We start from the raw sequence: 19,441 nt of genomic DNA on the forward strand, positions 1-19,441 counted from the left end.
CATGGCGGGACTCCCATTCCGGTGAAGTGGCATGGCATTCAGATCAGTTGGTCCGGGCTCCGGGCCGGAGTGCGCCGGCCCGAAACCCGATGGCTTCACCTTGTCGCGCCCCGCCCGGCCGCGCGATTACCCCCCAGGTAATAGGACCGACCACCCCCGGCCCCCACCAGGCGGCAGAGGAGGCTGGGCTGCCCTGACTTCCTGCCGTGCAGCAATCTGCGGCTGGGTCTGGTGCTCGACACCCCGAGCAGCGGCGCCAGCTGCCGCAAGGGCAGGTTCGTGCGCCGGTACGCGGCCACCAGCAACGCCCGGAACTCCAACGGCAGGCTCCACGGCCGACCCTTGGGGACCGGGTCCGCGCCCTCGCGCCGTAGCGCACCGATCGGCTTGGTGAACTGACGCGTGCTCAGCCCGGTGAACGGGGCTGTCCAGAACGGCTCCGACGCCGTGATCACAGCAGCCACTGCTGGACCGTCTCAAAGATCGACGGCATGGGACGATGACCGCCATGTCAGGTCAGGTCTGGGTGTCACTCATGTCCTTGGGCGGCGTAGTCCTCGGCGGTTCGTTGTCCTACCTCGTCCAGCACAGGACTCACTTTCGGCGAAACGCGCTGAGCAGCAACGGCAGCAGATCGCCTTGTCGGAAGCCCGGCGAGCGGAACGGCTGACGCTGCTGGAGCGGTTCGTCGAGGTGAGGGCCGAAGCGGACCGCGCCGCATTCGGCCGGCCGGCAGATTGGGACGACACCCACGAGTGGTACCTGACAACCCGGGACGTCATGAACAGGCTGTGGGTCGCGGAACGGCTCATCCGCATCGAGTTTCCCCGGCCCGTGCATGACGCGGCACGCGCATACTTCCTTGACCTCAACCGGACTGTGTGGGAGGGCTTGCCCGACGGCGAGAGCGTGCGGGACCACCTCGAGGACATCCGGTTGGCGTTCCTCGACGCGGCTCGTGCGGTCATGGGGTAGCACACGGCCGACTACGGAGATCGTTTACGGGACAGCCCTCAGCCAGCGATCCCCCATCGCAACAGTTGCATGTCTGTATTCAACTCAACCAATATTGCTCTCGTCTCGCTGGCGAGACATTCACTCTCGCCGCTCGACGCCTATGGGGGAATCCCTGCCTGCGAAAATCTCGGGAGAGCCCTTGACGCGATAGACCCATGAGGTCGAGTGCATTTAGGGTTGCCCATGTGGTGACATCAAGTGAAACCAACAGCGCTCTAGATTGGCAGTTTAGGAAAATCTTGGCCGCCGGCACGGCACCGGGCCTCGGAAGCGAGCCGGCCGAGATCGCGGCGCCGTTGTTCATGGATTCCCGGACGCGTGAACCACTCATCGTTTCAGCGGCGTTCGTGGTTGCGTACCTGCCGTGGCTACTGTTCGCTCTGGTCGGCCGCGTGCTGGCGGGCCGGGCGGACCGCAGGCACCTCATGGTCACCGCGGACTCGGCACGACCACACCTGCCTTTTGAATATCATCGCCGAGTCACTCATCCAGCGGCTGTCTCTGCCTGAAATGATCAGCCGGGTTGCCAGTGCCGGCATGGCCCCTGTAGGCGCCGGTAACTTCACCGGAGCCCTTCTCGGCGACGTCATCGCCTCCACCTTTGGGCTGACATCCCCGTTCCGGACCGGCTTCGCGGTCGTTGACACCGCCTCCACCGTCAACTGGAGCAGCCCGGCAGTGATGTCCGCCGTTTGCGATATCCGCCGTTTGCGCCGCCAATCTCGAACCAGTGAACAGCCAGCGAGAACGCCAGGACGCTGCGCATGCTCACCGGGGCACGGAAGGAGACCCGACATACGGGACAACTCAGAGTTCGATGACATATGTACAACAGTTCACAAGGGCATCAACGATCGGTAAGGGGAGCGCCCACGATGGATTTCAGTCTCTTCTATTTCGCCAATGACAGTGGAAACGCCGAGGACGACCGGTACCGGCTCTTGCTCGACGGCGCCCGCTTCGCGGACGAGCACGGTTTCCAGGCCGTGTGGACTCCAGAACGCCATTTTCACCAATTCGGAGGGACTTATCCGAATCCCGCGGTGACCAGTGCGGCGATCGCCTCGACCACCAGTCGCGTTAAAATCCGAGCCGGAAGCGTAGTGGCACCGCTGCATCACCCGCTGCGGATCGCCGAGGAATGGTCGGTGGTGGACAACATCTCCCACGGCCGCGTCGGAGTGTCCTTCGCCTCCGGATGGCACGCCACCGACTTCGCGCTGAACCCGTCGGCGTACGCCGATCGCCGGACCGTGATGTACGAGCGGGTCGAGCAGGTGCGGTCCCTGTGGCGCGGGGAGCCAATCGATGCCACTGACGGGATGGGGAATCCCACGAAGGTGCGGTCGTTCCCACCCCCGGTGCAGGCCGAGCTGCCGGTGTGGATCACCAGCGTCGGCGACGTCGAGACCTTCCGAAGCGCGGGCCGTGTCGGCGCCGGGCTGCTGACCCATCTGCTCGGGCAGAGCCCCGAACAGTTGGCCCAGAACATCTCCGAGTACCGGAAAGCCGCGGCCGAGACGAGCCCGGACGGATGGCCGGGCCATGTCGTGGTGATGGTGCACACCTTCCTCGGCGAGGACAACGAGGTCGTCCGGGAGCTTGTCAGACCGTCGCTGACGGCCTATATGCGCAGCTCTCTCCGCCTCATCCTGACCTCGGACCACAGCTCCGAGCCGGTGGGCCCCGAAAGCCTCGAACCCGACGAGATCGACTTCCTGGTCGAGCGAGCCTTCGAGCGCTATTTCGACAACGACGGACTTCTCGGCTCGGTCGATAAGGCCAAAGAGGTCATCGCGCGCCTCACGGAGCTCGGTGTGGACGAAATCGCCTGCCTCATTGACTTCGGGCTGCCTGCCGCTGAGGTCATCTCGGGCTTGACGTATCTCAAGCAACTGCGCGACGTATGTGGCACCAGCGATGCAAAGGGCTGGGGCGAATCGGGATGACACAAGACGGCGTCGAACCCCGAGCCTTCGACCAGGGCGACGTCTCCTCTCTCGCCTTGGCCAACGCCGGTCGCAGGTGTATCAAGTAACCACCCCTCGGGTGACGAGACAGCTGATGCCGCGGCTCAGCTTCAGCCGAGGCATCGGCGCAGTGAACTCGTGTCCCGGACCAGGTCCGGGATCGCGACCGCCGTGGCATCCGGCCTGCTCCGATTCCGGCGCCTGCACCGGGCGACACCTGCGAGCGGCTGGCAGGAGGCGTGCGCTGGGGATTTGACCGGGAAGGTTCGCCGGGGCGCTCGCTGAAAAAGGCTCAGGCTATGACGGCGAGGGGGCGTCCGCCCCAGCGGAGGCCCTTCTCGCTGCGGACACGGGCACGCTCGCTTCGCTCGGCGGCCAGCACGTCCGGGTGGCGGGCGTTCTTGTTCCGCCAGCGCAGGTGGGCGTGCAGCGCGCGGGGCGGTGCGGCCTGGCTGCGGTAGTAGGAATCGGCGATGGTGAACTGCCGCAGCGGTCCGAAGTGGGCCTCGATGGGGTTGCCCCAGGGCGTGGAGGTCGGGGTGAAGCACAACTCGACCCGAGTAGCAGCCGTGGAAGTACCGGACGCCGTGGATGCGGCGGTAGGTCGCGGGATCTCGTACACAGAGCCGCCTCGGGTCGGATCGCCTCGCACAACCGCTCGGCGATCCGCCGCCTCACCGGCAGCGGATCCCCGGCGGCTGGTTCATGAACTGCTGCCGAACCTGCATGCTGCCGTATCGGCTCCTCGGCCGGCGCGGGACTGCTATGCCTCGTCGGGGTTGACCAGGAGGATCTTGCCGATGTGGTGGGCATCCAGGATGCGATGCGCTTCCGCGGCCTGGTCCATGGGCAGGGTCCGGTCGATGACGGGCCGGACGGCTCCGTTCTCGATCAGTGGCCATACGTGCTTCTGGACCTCGGCGACGATGGCTGCCTTCTGTTCGGCCGGGCGTGAGCGCAGGGCGGTGCCGTGCACCGAGACACGCTTGAAGACGAGTTCGGCGAGGTTGAGTTCGGCCGTCAGGCCGTTTTGCAGGCCGATGATGACCAGGCGTCCGTCGGTACCCAGGGACCTGACGTTGCGCGAGAGGTAGTCGCCGCCGATGACGTCGAGGATCACGTCGTAGGGACCGTGCTCGGTGAAGTCCTGGTTGCGATAGTTGATCGCGAGGTCCGCGCCGAGTTCGAGGACCCGGTCGGCTTGTTCGGAGCCGCCGACAGTGGTGACGACGCGGGCACCGCGGGCCTTGGCGATCTGGATGGCCGTCGTGCCGATTCCGCCGGCTCCGCCGTGCATGAGGAAGGTCTCCCCCGCCTTCAGGGCACCGGCCATGAAGACGTTGGACCACACCGTAGTGGCGGCTTCCGGCAGGGCTGCCGCCTGGACCAGGCCGACGCCCTTTGGCACTGTCAGCAGCTGCGTGGCAGGGACGGCGACCTTCTGCGCGTACCCGCCTCCGGTCAGCAGCGCGCAGACCTCGTCGCCGGGCCGCCAGTGCGTCACGCCGTCGCCGACGGCGCTGATCCGCCCGGAGACCTCCAGCCCGGGGTAGGGGGATGCCCCCTGCGGGACCGGGTACAGCCCCATCCTTTGGGCGACATCGGCCCGGTTGACGGCGCCGGCGACGACGTCGACGATCACCTCTCCCGCAGCAGGACATGGATCTTCGACGTCGGTCCACTGCAGGACATCCGGTCCCCCGGGTTCCTTGATCGAAATTGCTTTCATGATGCTCCTCCGCGCACGTCCGCAAGGGTGCGGCGGTGTATACGCCTGTCCGGCGTCGTCGGGATGAAGGTGGGAGGGCGCGGGTTCGACCCGGCCTGGGTACGCCGCACGGCAGCCGAAACGGTGAGGGCTTGGTGTCGGCGGGACTGGCTGCCCACTACCTCAATGTGTACACCGCATACATTAGGGCGAGGAAGTGAGCAGTGTCAACATCGGCTGGGCGGTCAGCGGGCGGCGCGGGGCCTCAGGGTGCGGACGAGGCCGGCTGTGCGGCGAGGAGGGCACGGACGGCGGCGCCGACGCGGTCGGCCACCGCGTCCGGGCTGGAAGCGTCCAGCTTGCCGTCGAGGTGCAGAACCGCCAGGCCGTGAACCAGGGCCCACACGGCGGTCGGCAGCGCGTCCGAGGCGACGCCGGGGAAGGCGCGCCGCGCGAGGGTGTCGACGTACTCGGAGATCGCAGCGGTCGCGGCGACCCGTTCGTCGCTGCCCGGGTCGCAGGGCTCCGAAAACATGGCGCGGAACAGTGCCGGATGTTCGAGCGCGAAGTGGACGTACGTGACCGCGACGGCAGCAAGGTCGTCAGGGGTCGCGGGTGCGGGGTTCGCCGCGAGGAGTTTCTGCGCGAGTTCCCGGTAGCCCTCGGCGGCGACCGCGGAGACGAGCGCGTCGCGATCCGCGAAGTGGCGGTAGGGAGCCGTGGGCGACACGCCGGCACGCCGCGCCACGGCCCTCAGGGACAGCGCCGCGCTGCCGTCCCCTTCGAGCAGCTCCCGGGCAGCGCGCAGACATGCCGCACGCAGGTCACCGTGGTGATACGAGGCATTAGACCTGGACATGATCACCTCACGGAGGTTGCCGCTGCTCACATCGCCGCTCCAATGTGAGCGGCGCGCACATCATATCCGGGAACGAGGAGACCGGATGCCGCGGACCTTCCGCAGCGCCGGCACCGGCACCGGTCGGCACGGGCCCGCCGGCAGCGAACTCGGCGCGGGGACGGTCTCCACCCGGTCCCCGCACCACCAGCAGGCCCGACGCGGGGATCACAATCCGTGCGCAGAGCCGCCCGGACGAGGAATCCCCTACCCCCGGACGGCACCACCAGGAGGAGCTCTCCCCCGCCGACGAAACCGTCTGACGGGGGCGCGTCATCAACCCGGTGATCCACGATCCAGCCTCGCGAAGACCGCCCGGCAACGGGCGGGGTCGAAGCGGTCGGGGCCGGGGGTACAGGCCGGACCGGTCGAACAGGTCGTGCGCCTGGACACGGGGTCGGCCCGGATCAGGCCACGGGGCGACCACTGACCCGACAGAGTGACATCGCATCAGCCTCACGATGTGTATTGATGCAGGTCAGCTGCTTGAACAGGGCGAACCGGGCGGAGATTTTCCACCGACCGGGTTTTTAGTCATAGCTAAAGGTGGCATCCTGGCGGGGTGGCAACAACCGTTGTCTCTCCATGAATTGGGGGGTGAGCCATGGGCATTTTCGCCCGTGACGAGAGCCGGACGAACTTAGCGGCATCCCGGATAGGGCGGCAGGCTACGGCCTCCTTGGCCGGCCTGCTGGCGGGACTGGGCAAGAACCGCTCCGATCTGGCGGCGGCGATGGGCGTGAGCCCGGGCCGCGTCAGTCAGATCATGTCGGGCGATGCGAACCTGACGGTCCGCACGCTCGCCGCAGTCGCGGAGGCACTGGACGCCGACGTCCAGATCACCTTCCATCCCCGGCCGCAGCCAGCAGACACCCAAACGTGCGGCAGTACGGGCACGCCGCCCGTCAGGAGCAGCGGAGTCCCGGCCACGCACTGAGCGCCGGAGCCGGTGCTTCCGCCTCACCGTCATGCCGACCGCTCCGGCCCCCGCTCTCCGCCCCTCTGTCAACGGGTCAGCCAGCGGTCGAACCAGCGACGCTGCGGTGGCAGCGCCGGATGGTGGAACGCGTCGTTCGACATCGCCTTCGCACGCAGGGTCCGCAGCTCTTCGTTCTCGCTCCGGCGGCCGTGATCGTACGCGTAACGCAGCAGGTGTCCGCACTGTGCAAGGGCCGTGCCGAACGCCTGGCGGCGCGCGATGAGTTCATCACCGGTCGGCTCACGCTCAGCCTGACGGCACGCCTCGTCGATACCGGTCTGCACGTCCAGCGCCGCGTCGATCGCCTTCTCGACATCCGTGTAGACGGCGTTGATCGTCTTGGTCTCGGAGGCGAGCGGATGCCGTTCCAGCAGATACAGCCTGAGGTCGTGGACGAACACCCTGAGCTGGGCTGAGGTTTCAACACCACGGAGAAAGCCGTCCGACCAGGTACAGGCGTCAAGATGCACGCGCTGCACGAGCCGCTCCCTGGCCAGGGCGATACCCAGTGTCATGAACTTGACGTAAGGCTGCGCCGTCTCGTCCTGCTTCCGCCGGGGCAGCGCTGCAGCGCCTGTCGCGGCGCCCGCAACCACCGGCGGAATCGACGCCGCGTGCGGCAGCAGCGCCACTGTCCCGGCTGCCACAGCTCCCATCAGCGCCAGCACGAGCAGCATCAGACCAGCCGACGCCCAGCTGCCCAGCAGCCGCCCTTTGCAGGCGAACTCACGTGCCAGCCCGACCCAGGCAATGGCCGCACTCACAAATGCCGGTAACACGTAATCAGCCAGCCAGGCATGCTGAGACCAACTCATCGACGGCGCCCCCAAGACACTCCACGGACAGGCCGGACCGTCGTCAGCGTGCGCAAGCCCAGCAGGCCTCCTTCTCGGCACGTCACACCAGCGCCAGCCCTCTCGCCGCGCACCTGTCGTCGGGAACTGCCGCGAGTAGAGCCGATGATGTCAGCCAACACGACACCACGCCGTTACTTTGAGCAACAATCGGCCAGCGTGTCTGACCCGCCGAGGAACCCGCACCCCTTTGTGTGGACGATCCGGCCCGGATCGCCATCGACATCCATGCCGTCGCACGGGGCAGGCGGCTCCTACGCCCTGGGCCGACAGGAAACCGCAGAGGCCGAAGTCCAGCAAGGCCAGAAAGCGGCGGGCGCCCCTGCAGTCCTGCGGGCGCCGCGGCCCCGCGCCTCGCAGGAAGGGGATGACCACGCGTCGCCCCAGGACACGCCGGGCCCAAGCCCCAGTACCCAACGCCCCACCGTCGCCACAGCCCGCGAACCAACCCGTGGTCAGGTCACCGGTTTCCGGTCCGTGCCCGGCTGCGGTAACGGTCGAGGACGTCCTGCCGCAGCAGGTGGCCGAAGCCGGCCGTCTGCAGCCGGAGGCCGAGCTGGGCCTCGTCGGTGCCGAGTTCGGCGGCCGTCTCGCTCAGACGCCAGTCGTGCGCGGCGAGGCGGTTCAGGAGGTGACCGCGGCGCACCTGGTTCTCCGAGAGCCGGAACGTCTTGAGGTAGAGGGTACGGCCGTGTTCATCGGTGATCGCCTCGCCGATGTGGTTGTCGTGCTTTGGGCGGAACGGGGGCAGGAAGCGGGAGAGGGTGAAGCGGCCCATCCGGTAGACCTGCTGCCAGGTGTTGTCCTGCTCCAGCAGTCCGGCCGCCATGGTCGTGTCGTGGAAGTCCGCCCACTGTGCGGTCTGCTGCCTTGCCGCGGCCCTCAATTCGCCCAGGGACCGGATGCCGTGACCGGCGATACGGGCCCGGAAGTCCATCACCGGCGGCATCAGGGTCGCGTAGTGGTGGACCAGGTCGCCGTAGAGGTCCTGCACCAAGGTCGGGTGCAGGATGCGGTAGTCCTCCGGGTGCGGCACGACAAAGGCCGCGGCCAGCGCGTCGGCGAGGTAGACCAGGACGCCGCACTGTCCCGGATGGATCTCGAAGACGCGCAGCGCGTCGGCCAGCCCCGGCACGTCCGCGCCCAGGTAGGCCGCCTCCACGCGCGGGGACAGTCCCTGGCTCAGGGCCTGCCGCGACCACTCCTCCCACGCGATGACAGGCCCGCCGAAGTGCAGCGCGAGATAGCCCTCCAGCGCGAGGTGCAGGGGCAGGAAGCGCAGCCGGTTCCTGGCTTCCCGGCGCGCCATCCGGCGGTGGAACTGCAACCGCAGCGTTGCGACCGGCCGGTCCGGCTTTCCACTGGTGAGCTGTGTGCCGTAAGCGGCGGCCGGTGAACCGTCCGTGGTCCACTCCGCGACGAGACCGTGCGGGATGTAGGAGAGGTAATGCCGTCCCCCGGTGAGGTCCACCACGCCCGGCCCGCCGTAGATCTGCGGGTGCAGACGCAGATCCTGAACAGGCTCGGCCCGGACCAGCGGCACCAGCCGCACGGCACCCCACACCTGGGAAGGGCGTGCGGTGAGTCCGTCGATCAGGCCGGCCCGCGTCACCGGCGGGGCTGCGTCCGGTCCGTGCAGGGTCATCGAGGGCTTCCTTCCAACCGGCGCCGCGGTACCGGGGGAAGCAGAGCCGCCCGCGCGTCCAGGTAGGTTCTCAGTTCAGCCAGCCCGGTCCGGCCCTCGGCGAATTGCGCGATCTCGACAAGCGCAGGCAGGTCCTCCGCGTCACGGATGCCCGCGGTCGGCACACTCGTCGACAGCCTGCGGACGTCGAAGCCCGCCGCGTCGTACACCGGGTTGAGGTGGACCACACTGGTGCGCCGGTCGGTATCGAGGCGGGTGCGCCAGACGCGGAGCACCTCGCCCGCCAGTCCCGGAGGGGCGTTGTCCCAGCCGTCGGAGACGATCACCAGACGTTCCGGGGCTGTGCCCAGCGCGTCGAGGATCCGTTCTCCCAGCGGTGTGGGACCGACCGGGTGCACCAGCAGCGCGTCGCTGCGGCCGGAGGTCCACAGGCCGCTGTAGCGGCCGGCGAGCGCCTCGAGGAGGTAATGGCAGGCCAGGGCCACCACGAGCGGCCGCTGCCGCTTCACCCCCGAACCGTAGGAGGAGAAACTGTCGTCCAGGACGGCAGTCACCCGGCCCCAGCTCCCGCGGTGTTCACCCGCAACCCGTGCGGCGGCGGTCCGCAGCGCGCCGGTCAGTTCTTCACGGCGGGACACCCGCTCCGCGGCCGGCAGGGAGAGCACATACCCGGCCAGCCGGGTGAGCGGCATGCGGGACAGGTCCGTCCCGACGGCTTCCGCAGCCGCAGCACCGTGCTGCTGCACAGACTGCTGGAGCCTCAGCCTCTCCAAACGGGACAGCTGCGGAGCAATGCGCTCCAGGAAGACGCTGCGCGGGATGCCGTGCCTGGCCGCAAAGCCTTCGGCAACGGTGTAGGGGAGTTCGTAGACGGCGGCCTGCTCGTAATGGGCGCGGCGCCAGGCCTCCAGGATCGGTGTGTCGTAGTGGGGGCGGCTCAGCGGCGCGAACAGGAACGTCCTCAGTTCCGCACCGCCGGGCGCCAGATGCGTGTGCCGCAGCGCCTGCTTGAGGCCATTGCGGTACTTGACCGCGTCGAAGGCCAGGTCGGGCCGGGCAGCCAGCCAGTCCCGCAGCAGGGCCCGGGTACGGCGGTTGTTGACCCCGGCGCGGCGCAGGTGGCGGAAAAGCCCGTAGACGCGCTGGGGTGGCAGCAGGGCCAGTCGGCCGGCGATGAGACGGCCTTCGCTGCGGCGCTGTTCCGCGGTGGCCTCCGCCGCCGTCTCAAGCAGTCGCCGGATGATCAGTACGGCGTTGTGGTCGTTGATGTCGAGCGCGAGCACGCCCGCGTACAGGTCGCGGTAGTTGCCCACCATGTAGGCGTGCAGGAAGTCCAGGGAGAGCTGCTGGGCCCCCTCATCGGAGTGGAACTCACGCTGACCGGTCGCAGTGATCGCCGCATTGACGAAGAACAGCACATCGTCGGCCGCTATCAGATCCCCGAACGACTCCATGGCCCAACCCGCTCACTCCTGAATCCCCCTGAGGCCGGCCGGGGAATGGGGGCACGAGCTGCGAATCATTGCTTTACAGGCAGGTTCCGGAAGTCGCACCGAAGTCCCGCGGCCGGCACCGGGACGGTAACACGGCGCAGCTCGCGGGCCCCACGGATTTTCCCATGCCCCCGCCCGACCCGCCCGAACTCCTGGCCCCACCCCTCGTCGCGCCTGTCCGCCCGGCCTTACGGCACGGGAGCCGCTGGGTATCAGTCCCCCGTCAGCGGGTCCTGCCAGTCTCGTTCACGTGAACGGCTCGGGACACCACCGGAGCCGGGAACGAGGAGAGGTGCCCGGAGTGGTTGATCGGGGACCAGCGAGCTACGCCTCACGGTCGGGCCCCAGGGCCCACGCAGGTTCGAATCCTGCCCTCTCCGCCGCATCACACGCTCGCGTCGTACGAGGTGTCCGGTCACACCCGCAATCAAGATCACAACCGCGGGCTGAGCACTGACGGGCCGTCTCATTCGGGGTGTTCGAAAGCCATCCGGGGTGGGAGTCGTTGAGCGGCTGGTGCCGGATGCTCCGTGGGAGTTGTTCCAGCGGGTGGTGCCGGAGGCGCCGACCCGTCCGCACGGTCGAGGACGGCGTTGGCGCGGTGACCGGGAGGTCCTTGCTGCGATCTTGTTCGTCGCCACGTCGGGCTCGCGAGAACGGGAGGGGCCCGTGCTCATCCCCGAAGCGTGAGAGCGGGCTCCCCGGACCCGGAGTGAATGGGCATCCCGGGAAGCCTGCCTCGCGGAGCCGTCGGCGGGGGGTGTCAGTTGGAGGGGCCCCAGTTCCAGTGGCCGGTGACGGTGGAGTAGACGCCGACCATCAGGCTGGTGCCGGGGCCGTCCCAGATCCAGCCGGAGAGGCCGCCGCTCTGTGTGGGCCCGTAGGCCCAAGTGCTGGTGGCGTTGTTCCAGATGCCGAACCAGCAGGTCGAGTCGTTCCGGTTCGGGTCGAGCTGCATACGGTCGTGGCCGTCGCTCCACACCCGTATCTGCTCCGTGGCGACACAGGCGTTGGTGTTACTGACCACGTAGTCGGCGTTCTCGGCTCCGGCGGAAGAGGCCGACGCGGTGCCTGCGAGGCTCAGGCCCAGGACGGGCAGCGTGACGAGGACGGCGGCGCGCTGGGCAACCTTGCGACTTCTCATGGGTGGGCTCCTCTTCGAGGCTTCGAAGGTTCGTGGAGGAGGGCCGGTGCGGTGGATCGTTCGACCGCGCCGGCCGAGGTGGCGCCACCAGAGTGGCTGCGGGCGGGGCCGCTCGTATTGTTCGGATGCGACACGATGCGGCTGACCGCCGTCCGGTTGCCCCCGGCGGCACAACGTTCGCCCGACCTGCACCCGCCAGCGGCTTTGCTCGGCCTGCCTGTTCTCAACTCGCTTGATATTGGCTCAAGTTCGAGTTGTTGGCGCGCGATGACGGGGGCAGCATCAGCCCGTCCCGGACAGGTCTCGGACAGGGGGTACAAGGCATGTCCACGTCTACTGGTGCCATGGGCCGACGTCCCGTGCTCACTCGGGTCCCGCCCGCGCCCGATCTGCGGAACGCGGTCCAGTCGTACGCCGGATACGAGTACGGCCACGGCTCCCCACAGCGGCGGATGGTCTGCCCCGACACCCTCGCCACCGTCACCTTCGGCTTCGGCGGCGCGGCCGTGCGTACGGCGAGCATGGTCGATGCGAGCCAGGCCGTCAGCGCCCCGTCCATGGCGATCCTGCCGGTCATGACTGCGATGCTCGGGTGGCACGACGGCGGGGTGCGGGGGGTTGTGTTACGGCTGACGCCCATGGGTGCGTACCGGCTCTTCGGGGTCCCGATGCGCGAGTGGGACCTGCCCCATGTGGACCCGGTCCATCTGCTGCCCCGCGACCTGCGGTACCTCCCGCAGCAGTTGGAGGAGGTGGACTGGCCCGAGCGGTTCCGCACCCTGGACCGGGTCCTTCCGCCGCTCCTCGAACGGGGCCCGGCCGTCGCCGCCGAGGTCACCTGGGCCTGGCGGGAGCTGCACCGTACCCATGGGCGCCTCCATGTAACGGAGTTGGCAGCCGCCACGCACTGGAGCTCGCGGCATCTGGAGCGCCGCTTCCAGGAGCAGATCGGGCGCTCCCCGGCGGCCATCGCCCGCATTCTTCGGTTCAAACGGGCCCTGCGGCTGCAGGCGGGCGGACTGCCGCTGTCGAAGGTCGCCCAGCTCGCCGGGTTCCACGACCAGGCCCATTACAACCATGTGTGCAAGGCGATGACCGGTCTCACCCCGAGACAGATCCCCGGAAACCCGGACGACGGGTCCCCCGTCGACCACCTGCTGGCCGACCCGCGCCTCCGGGCCGGTGACGGGGCGGCCGCCTGACGACATCGTCGCAAGCACTGCCGTGGCACCGTCGCCCGCCAGTTGGATGGGGAGAACCTGGGGGACTCCGACTGATCGAGAGTGAGGTCACGACCCACATCGGCGCCAAGTGGAATCACCGGACAGGCCGAACACCGGCGGCAGCTGCGCCCACGTGCAGCCCGCGGTCACCACAGAGCTCATCGCGGCCAGCACTTCACAGTCCCCGTACCGGCGCCGACCACCACCCTGCGGCCTCGGCGACGCCTCCGGAACGACCCGCTGGAACAACTCCCACAGCCGTCCGGCACCAGGCGTTCGGCCATCAACACGCGGCCAGACCACCGACGCAGCCAAGTGGGATGATCTCTAAGCCGAGGCCAGACGGTCGTCCGGCCAGTCGAAGACGCGCTGCTCGAACAGGGCGCGGCCCCATCGGCTCGCAGTGCAGAAGCGCGCCCTCCGCCTCGGTGAAGCGGACGAGGCACCTGGGGCCTGGCAGCGCGTCGTACAACTGCCGGGAGGCGCCGGGCCAGAAGTGCTCGCCGTCCGGGTCGGTGACCAACAGCGGTGTGGTGATCCGGTCGGCGACGGGCGTCACGTCGTACCGGGAGACCTCCGTCAGCAGGTTGAACGGCGAGTCGATGCCATACGGCTTGGCCCGCCAGCGCCACATCGCGGCAAGCGCGGGGTCCTGGGCCAGGCCCTCCTCGATGGAGCTGTCGAAGGTGTCGCGGTCGCCCGACTCCCACAGGCCGATCAGGTCGGCGCCGAGGTTGTGCCACCAGCTGTCCACCACCCGGACCACGCCCGGGTCGGCGACCGCGGCGACGATCCGGTGCTCGAAGGCGAGGGCACGGGGAACCCAGTAGCCGGCCTGACTGATGCCGGCCAGGACGATCCGGTGTGCGTCGACGTCGGGACGGGCGAGGAGGACGTCGACGACCGGGGTGATGACGTTCTCCCAGTCGGGCCGGAACGTCACCCCCTGTTCGAAGAGCATCGACTGCTGGCCCGGGCCGTCGAAGAGGAGAACGCGGTGGCCCCGGGCCGCCGCCGGCGAGCCCAGCAGTGTCCAGGCGGAGCTGATCGGCCCGTCGCTGCCGTTGTTGGCGATCAGGGTCGGCAGCGGGCCGGACGCGCCGGGCGGGCTGACCAGGTACCCGGGCAGTGACATGTCGTCGTACGGGATCGAGACCGGCTCGGCCGGCGGGTCCCAGGCCTGCAGGAAGGGGTCGAAGCACGCGCGGTGCTCCGGGAACACCTCGGCCAGCCGTCTCTCCGGATCGGCCAGGGCATCGACGCCCATCAACGCCGTGCCGAAATGGCCGGCAGCACGCAACCTGGCGTCCCGGGCGCTCACCGTCCGCCCCGCAGCCGCGCTGTGCTCGGCCTGCTTCCGGACCCTTCGGCACCTTCCACGCTGCGCCGCCGCTGCCGTCGGCGAGACAGTGAGGGTGGTGAGGCTGTTCGCTGAGGAGATCCATGGGGTTTCAGGAGGCGGAAAGCAGCGCGTAGGGGCCTGGGGGCGTCCGGGGGTCCCCCGCCCCGTTCCAAGTCCGGTCGCCCGAGGCAGTGTTGACGCCGACCACCGCAACGATCGAGCGGGTCCAGCACGCCTCGCCTTCTTCCGGGAGCCAGAGAAGCAGGGAAGGATGACCGTCACGGACCGGGAGGGCAGTCACCTGCCCATACGGTCCTGGAACTCCGCCCGGCACCCGCCGCCGGCCACCGGTGCGGCCCCGGCCCCGTCCAGACCACATGACCACACGACCGCAGGGACGCCGACTACCGGGCCCCGCCCGGCCAGCAGGGGTGATCCGGTCCTGAACGCCCCAGGCGGTGGCGGCTGTTGAGAGGAGCACACGGATGCGGGTCTTCATCTCGTCGGACATGGAGGGAACTGCAGGGGTCGTCGACTGGGACCAGTGCCGGCCCTCGGGCTCCGAGTACGGCCACTACCGGGAACTGCTGGAGCAGGAGGTCAACGCGGCGATCGAGGGAGCGGCGGCGGCCGGCGCACGAGAGTTCCTGGTCAACGACTCGCACTCGGCGATGTCGAATCTGCGGCCGGAGCGCCTGGCACACCGGGCGCGGTACCTGTCCGGCCGGCACAAGCCCCTGTACATGATGCAGGGGCTGGATGCGTCGTTCGACGCGGTCTTCTTCGTCGCCTACCACGGCTCGATGTCCGGCGCCCCGGCCACGCTGTCGCACACCTACAACCCGCGTGCGATCGCCGAGGTCCGGCTGAACGGCCTGTCGGCCGGGGAGGCCGGGATCAACGCCCTGGTCGCGCTCGGGCACCGGGTTCCGGTCGTGCTGATCACGGGCGACGACGCCACCGCCGCGCAGATCCAGCCGTTCTGCCCCGGCGTCCGGGCGGCCGTCGTGAAGAACTCGGTCTCCCGCTTCGCCGCCGACAGCCTGCATCCGGAGCAGGCCCGCGAAGTGATCGCGCAGGCCGCCGGTGCCGCGATACGAGGGCTGGCCCACGCCCGACTGCCCGAGATCGCCCTGCCCGCCACCCTGACCGTCCGCTTCCGCAACGCCGACCTGGCCGAGATGGCGACCTGGATCAACGGCGTGCACCGCGAGGACGTACTCACCGTCCTCCTCCGCGACGACGACCCGGTCCGCCTGTACCGGACCTTCGTCACCGTCGTCCTGCTCACCCGAGGCATCGCCGAGTAGCTCACATACGGTTCTTCAGTGTTTTCATGGCGAACTACTTCAGTACTTGCATGTTGAAGAAAGCGGGCGGGCCACTGCCCTCGACGAACCGACAGATCGACGAGCGCAGAGCTCTCAGACGATCTCTCTCCGTACGGGGTTGTCGGTCCGGGCTCTCCCGTCGTCGCCAGGGCCGGCCCACCGCATCCGGGCCGGGCCGACCCTGGCCGGGCGGTGGCGCGCGGCGGCCGTGCTGTCGGCCCACACTGGAAGGGACAGGCACGGACAGGACGGGGCACAGTCGATGCGTGCATGGGTGGTGGACCGGCCGGGGCCCATCGAACAAGAGCCGCTGCGGCTCGTGGAGCGGCCCGTGCCGGTGCCGGCGGCGGGCGAGCTGCTGGTGCGGGTGCGGGCGTGCGGTGTGTGCCGTACCGATCTGCACATCGCCGAGGGCGACCTGCCCGTGCGCCGGGCGGGAGTGACTCCCGGGCACGAAGTGGTCGGCACGGTCACCGCCATCGGCGCGGGCGTGAGCGGATGGGCAACCGGCGACCGGGTGGGAGTGGCATGGCTGCGCCGCACGGACGGCACCTGCCGGTACTGCCTGCGCGGAAACGAGAACCTGTGCCCCGACTCCCAGTACACCGGCTGGGACGCCGACGGCGGCTACGCCGAGTACACAACCGTGCCGGCTGCTTTTGCCTACGGGCTCCCGGCAGACATGGACGACGAGGCGCTGGCACCGTTGCTGTGCGCGGGCATCATCGGCTACCGGGCCCTGCTGCGGACGTCACTGCCGCCGGGCGGGCGCCTCGGGCTGTACGGGTTCGGCGGCAGCGCCCATCTGTGCGCGCAGGTCGCCCTGGCGCAGGGAGCCACCGTGCACGTCCTGACCCGCGACGAGGCGTCCCGACGGCTCGCGCAGGAGCTCGGCTGTGCATCGGCCCGCGGGGCACGGGACCTGCCGCCCGAACCACTGGACGGGGCGATCCTGTTCGCGCCTGCCGGTGACCTCGTACCGGTGGCGCTGCGGGCGCTGGACCGGGGCGGGGTGCTGGCGGTCGCGGGCATCCATCTCAGCGACGTCCCGGTGTTGCACTACGAGAGCGAGCTGTTCTACGAGAAGGAGCTGCGCAGCGTCACCTCGAACACCCGGCAGAACGGCCGCGACTTCCTGGACCTCGCGGCCCGGTACGGCATACGGGCCACCACGCACCCCTACTCCTTCTCCGGAGCACAGCAAGCGCTGAGCGATCTCAAGGCCGGGCGCTTCGACGGGGCAGCCGTACTGCTGAGCAACCCGTGATCCGCACCCCGCAAAGCGCCTGGTGGGCGCCGCCTGCCATGCCGGTGGGACCGCCCCGGATCTCACCGGCTTGGGAGGGCGGCTGCACTCAACACCTCCGCTGCCGCAGGCCGTGACCGGCTCCGCCGAGTATCTGCCGCACGCCAGGAGGCTCATGGGGAAGGTGAAGCGCGAGGAGCGGGTCCCGGCTCGGGCTTCGGTGATCGATTGTCAGTGGGCGCTGGCAGGATGCGGCCATGGATCCTTCGGAAGTTGTTCTTGGACTGTGGGAGCGCATGCAGGCCCGGGACTGGGGCGGGTTGCGTGAGTTGCTGGCTGAGGACCTGGTGGTGGAGTGGCCGGTCAGCGGCGAACGGATCGTGGGGCGGGCGCACTACGTGCGTATCAATGCCGAGTATCCGGAGGGGTGGTCGATCCGGGTGCTGCGGGTCGTCGCCGACGGCGACCAGGTGGTCTCCGAGGTGGAGGTTCCGCACGAAACGATGGGCGTGCATCGGGTGGCGTCGTTCTGGACGGTACGGGATGGAAGGGTCATGGCCGGCCGGGAGTACTGGACCGAGTTGGGCTCGGATCCGTCACCGGAGTGGCGGGCCGGCCTGGTTCAGCCGTTGTGAGAGAACTGGCCCATGCCCAGGGGTGGCCCGCCGTCACGAATCAGCTCGGCGCGCCGGCTGATTCGTGACCCTCACGGACGGGGCAGGCGCTCACCTCTTGGACTGACTCGCCAGCCGTCCTCCTGGTACAGGTCCAGGCTCGTCGTCAGGTGGATCTGGGCGGTGACCCAGTGCGGGGCGGCGGCGGGGGCGCCCTGGTCGTGCAGGGTGCGGGCCAGGTCGTCCAGGAGGCGGGCCGCACGGTCCAGGCCGGTGCGGCGCAGACGGACCGCGCTGTCGGTGAGGGCTGTGCGGGTCGCGGGGGTCATGTGGCGCAGGCCCTGGTGGGCCGCGTCCGCCAGAGTCGTGAGCGCCGCACGAAGGGCTGCTGTGATCGGGTCGGTCGGGCGGCGCGCGGTCGTTCTGAGCGTGGTGTCGCCCGGGCCGGGGGCCAGGTCGGGGACGGTCACGCCCTGGGCGGTGAGTACGGCGAGCGGGTCCAGGACGGTTCGGCCGTGGCACCGGCCCAGCATGCCGCTGACGGCGCGGATCCGGTCGTCGGCCAGGGCAGCTGCCAGGGCGTCGAGGCCGCCGGGGCACAGCGGGTTGTACTCGGCGTGGAGATGGACGTCGTTGCCCGCCGGGTCGCGGAGCACCGCTTCGAGGCGTTGCGCGGCGGGGTCGTAGCCGATCTCGTCGACGGCGTCCACCATGATCACCCGTACCGCGTCCGCCGCGACCCGCGGGCGGATCAGCCGCGGCGGGCGCTCTCCGGCCGCCCGCAGATGTGCGGCGGTGTCGGGCAGCAGCAGACTCCCCGGGAGTTCCGTCCAGGCCGAGCCGACCGGCGTGATGCTCGTCGCCGCGATCCGACCGCGGGAGAGGGTGACCGTGCGGTCGGCGGCGCGTGCGGTGTGTTCGCTGACGACGTTCGCGGTGGCCAGTGCGTGCAGCGGGGAGCCGAGCAGGCGGCGCGTGGACAGGTCGTGGCCCGTTGGGGACTGGTCCTGCGTCAGGTCCCACCGGGTGCGCAGGACCAGGGCGATCCCGGCGTCGGCGTGCGCGAAGTACGTCTCGGCCGTACGGTCTCCGGCCGAGCCGCCGATCCGACAACCGAGCGCCACCAGCCGTACCCGCCGCAGCGGAGTCACCGGTGCCTCTGCGGTGCCCAGGACCCCGACCGGGTCGTGTCCGCCGGCACGGTGCCGGGCGTGGAGTTCGGCGAGGAGCAGGGCCAGGCGTTCGGGGGTGTAGCGGGTCGCACGGGCTGTGTACGCGTCGAGTTGTTCCTGCAGGTCGGCCACCGCGCCTGCGGGCCAGTGCCGGGACGTGGCGGCCAGGGCCCGTCCGGCGTGGCGCAGCGAGCCGGTGAACACCGGGCCTGCCTGTTGCACGCCGTCCAGGAGGAGTTCGTCGGCGAGCGCCACGGCCGCGTCCAGCGCGTCACCGGCGGCGGCCGTGGGCGTGCGGCCGCCCGTGGCGGGGCCGCCGACCGACACCTCGGTCCTCTGCTCGGCGTCCGCGGCGCGAAAGGCCCACACTGCCAGGGTGATGAGCTCCCCGCGCAGTTGGGCGGCCGCGTCGGTGAGGGCGTAGCCCAGCTCGCGCGGGACCGGGAAGCGGACGGTGCAGGTGGGCAGCTCCACGCGGGGCGCGGGGTCTTGCGCGGTGGGACGGTGCACGCGGGCCGTGTAGCCGCGGGCGCGGGTACGGTGGGCGGCCCTCAGGGCGGTCCGGCCCAGCGCGGCGGCCAGCATGTCGTCGTCGAACTCTGCGGGCGACCAGTCCAGCAGTGGCTCCTGGGCGGGGGGGCGTCTTGTTGGGCGCGCCACACTGGTAGGCCAGCACCAGCGCGATCCGGTGCCGGCACACCCCCGCCGCGGCGCAGGTGCAGTCGGCCGCGTCCAGGCCGCGGCCCGGGGGCAGCACGGTCCGGGTGCCGTCCGGGAAGGTGCCGTGCACGGTGCCGTCGTCGCC

General features: G+C 69.7%; 14 protein-coding genes and 6 pseudogenes. 9 read left to right on the forward strand and 11 right to left on the reverse strand.

Annotation, left to right across the window (positions count from 1 at the left end; genetic code table 11):
* Window positions 1-230 precede the first annotated feature (230 nt).
* Window positions 231-464, reverse strand: a pseudogene (locus AB0H32_RS37215) (IS5/IS1182 family transposase); the annotation flags it as partial.
* A gap of 35 nt (window positions 465-499) precedes the next feature.
* Between AB0H32_RS37215 and AB0H32_RS37220 the strand changes: the two are divergent.
* Window positions 500-975: pseudogene (locus tag AB0H32_RS37220) on the forward strand (hypothetical protein).
* A gap of 917 nt (window positions 976-1,892) precedes the next feature.
* The gene (locus tag AB0H32_RS37225; protein WP_361130412.1) at window positions 1,893-2,966 is read left to right on the forward strand and encodes a MupA/Atu3671 family FMN-dependent luciferase-like monooxygenase; all 1,074 of its coding nucleotides are present in this window, start codon (window positions 1,893-1,895) and stop codon (window positions 2,964-2,966) included.
* Window positions 2,967-3,279: 313 nt separating this feature from the next.
* Here AB0H32_RS37225 and AB0H32_RS37230 read toward each other — a convergent pair.
* From AB0H32_RS37230 to AB0H32_RS37240, 3 genes and pseudogenes are all read right to left on the reverse strand, one after another.
* Window positions 3,280-3,598 (reverse strand): annotated as a pseudogene (locus AB0H32_RS37230) (hypothetical protein); the annotation flags it as partial.
* Window positions 3,599-3,750: 152 nt separating this feature from the next.
* Window positions 3,751-4,716 (reverse strand): NAD(P)H-quinone oxidoreductase, encoded by a 966-nt coding sequence (locus tag AB0H32_RS37235; RefSeq protein ID WP_361130415.1) that lies wholly within the window; start codon window positions 4,714-4,716, stop codon window positions 3,751-3,753.
* Window positions 4,717-4,960: 244 nt separating this feature from the next.
* Window positions 4,961-5,554, reverse strand: a complete 594-nt coding sequence (locus AB0H32_RS37240) for a TetR/AcrR family transcriptional regulator (protein WP_361130449.1) — start codon at window positions 5,552-5,554, stop codon at window positions 4,961-4,963.
* A gap of 718 nt (window positions 5,555-6,272) precedes the next feature.
* Here AB0H32_RS37240 and AB0H32_RS37245 point away from each other — a divergent pair.
* Window positions 6,273-6,530 carry a helix-turn-helix transcriptional regulator gene (locus tag AB0H32_RS37245; RefSeq protein ID WP_361130418.1) on the forward strand — a complete coding sequence of 86 codons (258 nt, stop codon included), beginning with the start codon at window positions 6,273-6,275 and terminating at the stop codon, window positions 6,528-6,530.
* A 68-nt stretch (window positions 6,531-6,598) separates the two neighbouring features.
* Here the strand turns inward: AB0H32_RS37245 and AB0H32_RS37250 are convergent, their stop codons facing one another.
* The 3 genes from AB0H32_RS37250 to AB0H32_RS37260 all read right to left on the reverse strand — a co-directional run bounded on the left by AB0H32_RS37250 (window position 6,599) and on the right by AB0H32_RS37260 (window position 10,525).
* Complete coding sequence (locus tag AB0H32_RS37250) at window positions 6,599-7,387, reverse strand: hypothetical protein (RefSeq protein WP_361130420.1); 789 nt, start codon at window positions 7,385-7,387, stop codon at window positions 6,599-6,601.
* A gap of 499 nt (window positions 7,388-7,886) precedes the next feature.
* Window positions 7,887-9,071: a hypothetical protein gene (locus tag AB0H32_RS37255; protein ID WP_361130423.1), complete on the reverse strand. Its 1,185-nt coding sequence runs from the start codon at window positions 9,069-9,071 to the stop codon at window positions 7,887-7,889.
* Window positions 9,068-10,525 (reverse strand): hypothetical protein, encoded by a 1,458-nt coding sequence (locus tag AB0H32_RS37260; RefSeq protein ID WP_361130426.1) that lies wholly within the window; start codon window positions 10,523-10,525, stop codon window positions 9,068-9,070. Before AB0H32_RS37260 ends, AB0H32_RS37255 begins: the two co-directional genes overlap by 4 nt.
* 325 nt (window positions 10,526-10,850) lie before the next feature.
* Between AB0H32_RS37260 and AB0H32_RS37265 the strand changes: the two are divergent.
* Window positions 10,851-10,944 (forward strand): annotated as a pseudogene (locus AB0H32_RS37265).
* Between the two features lie 115 nt (window positions 10,945-11,059).
* Window positions 11,060-11,212: pseudogene (locus AB0H32_RS37270) on the forward strand (IS5/IS1182 family transposase); the annotation flags it as partial.
* Window positions 11,213-11,327: 115 nt separating this feature from the next.
* Here the strand turns inward: AB0H32_RS37270 and AB0H32_RS37275 are convergent.
* Window positions 11,328-11,708, reverse strand: a complete 381-nt coding sequence (locus tag AB0H32_RS37275; protein ID WP_361130429.1) for a hypothetical protein — start codon at window positions 11,706-11,708, stop codon at window positions 11,328-11,330.
* 344 nt (window positions 11,709-12,052) lie between these two features.
* On the opposite strand from AB0H32_RS37275, the gene AB0H32_RS37280 reads away from it, so the two are divergent.
* Window positions 12,053-12,910 (forward strand): helix-turn-helix transcriptional regulator, encoded by an 858-nt coding sequence (locus tag AB0H32_RS37280; protein WP_361130432.1) that lies wholly within the window; start codon window positions 12,053-12,055, stop codon window positions 12,908-12,910.
* Window positions 12,911-13,009: 99 nt separating this feature from the next.
* Here AB0H32_RS37280 and AB0H32_RS37285 read toward each other — a convergent pair.
* Window positions 13,010-13,189 (reverse strand): annotated as a pseudogene (locus AB0H32_RS37285) (transposase); the annotation flags it as partial.
* A gap of 25 nt (window positions 13,190-13,214) precedes the next feature.
* Window positions 13,215-14,252 carry a dipeptidyl aminopeptidase gene (locus AB0H32_RS37290; RefSeq protein ID WP_361130434.1) on the reverse strand — a complete coding sequence of 346 codons (1,038 nt, stop codon included), beginning with the start codon at window positions 14,250-14,252 and terminating at the stop codon, window positions 13,215-13,217.
* A 506-nt stretch (window positions 14,253-14,758) separates the two neighbouring features.
* Between AB0H32_RS37290 and AB0H32_RS37295 the strand changes: the two genes are divergently transcribed.
* The 3 genes from AB0H32_RS37295 (at window position 14,759) to AB0H32_RS37305 (ending at window position 17,485) form a co-directional block, all read left to right on the forward strand.
* Entirely contained in the window at window positions 14,759-15,583 is an 825-nt protein-coding gene (locus AB0H32_RS37295; RefSeq protein ID WP_361130437.1) for a M55 family metallopeptidase, read from the forward strand.
* 283 nt (window positions 15,584-15,866) lie between these two features.
* Window positions 15,867-16,871, forward strand: a complete 1,005-nt coding sequence (locus AB0H32_RS37300) for a zinc-binding alcohol dehydrogenase family protein (protein ID WP_361130440.1) — start codon at window positions 15,867-15,869, stop codon at window positions 16,869-16,871.
* A gap of 236 nt (window positions 16,872-17,107) precedes the next feature.
* On the forward strand, window positions 17,108-17,485 hold the full coding sequence (locus AB0H32_RS37305) for a nuclear transport factor 2 family protein (protein ID WP_361130443.1): 378 nt from the start codon (window positions 17,108-17,110) through the stop codon (window positions 17,483-17,485).
* Window positions 17,486-17,556: 71 nt separating this feature from the next.
* Here AB0H32_RS37305 and AB0H32_RS37310 read toward each other — a convergent pair whose 3' ends face one another.
* Window positions 17,557-19,296, reverse strand: coding sequence for a hypothetical protein (locus tag AB0H32_RS37310; RefSeq protein WP_361130446.1), 1,740 nt, complete (start codon window positions 19,294-19,296; stop codon window positions 17,557-17,559).
* Between the last annotated feature and the right edge of the window lie 145 nt (window positions 19,297-19,441).

This window comes from Streptomyces sp. NPDC020362 (assembly GCF_040642095.1).
Taxonomy (GTDB): domain Bacteria; phylum Actinomycetota; class Actinomycetes; order Streptomycetales; family Streptomycetaceae; genus Streptomyces.

Bases quoted from the DNA above. Each gene is read 5' to 3' on its own strand.
- AB0H32_RS37225 (WP_361130412.1), top strand. From the start codon at position 1,893: ATGGATTTCAGTCTCTTCTATTTCGCCAATGACAGTGGAAACGCCGAG.
- AB0H32_RS37235 (WP_361130415.1), bottom strand. From the start codon at position 4,716: ATGAAAGCAATTTCGATCAAGGAACCCGGGGGACCGGATGTCCTGCAG.
- AB0H32_RS37240 (WP_361130449.1), bottom strand. From the start codon at position 5,554: ATGTCCAGGTCTAATGCCTCGTATCACCACGGTGACCTGCGTGCGGCA.
- AB0H32_RS37250 (WP_361130420.1), bottom strand. From the start codon at position 7,387: ATGAGTTGGTCTCAGCATGCCTGGCTGGCTGATTACGTGTTACCGGCA.
- AB0H32_RS37255 (WP_361130423.1), bottom strand. From the start codon at position 9,071: ATGACCCTGCACGGACCGGACGCAGCCCCGCCGGTGACGCGGGCCGGC.
- AB0H32_RS37260 (WP_361130426.1), bottom strand. From the start codon at position 10,525: ATGGAGTCGTTCGGGGATCTGATAGCGGCCGACGATGTGCTGTTCTTC.
- AB0H32_RS37275 (WP_361130429.1), bottom strand. From the start codon at position 11,708: ATGAGAAGTCGCAAGGTTGCCCAGCGCGCCGCCGTCCTCGTCACGCTG.
- AB0H32_RS37280 (WP_361130432.1), top strand. From the start codon at position 12,053: ATGGGCCGACGTCCCGTGCTCACTCGGGTCCCGCCCGCGCCCGATCTG.
- AB0H32_RS37295 (WP_361130437.1), top strand. From the start codon at position 14,759: ATGCGGGTCTTCATCTCGTCGGACATGGAGGGAACTGCAGGGGTCGTC.
- AB0H32_RS37300 (WP_361130440.1), top strand. From the start codon at position 15,867: ATGCGTGCATGGGTGGTGGACCGGCCGGGGCCCATCGAACAAGAGCCG.
- AB0H32_RS37305 (WP_361130443.1), top strand. From the start codon at position 17,108: ATGGATCCTTCGGAAGTTGTTCTTGGACTGTGGGAGCGCATGCAGGCC.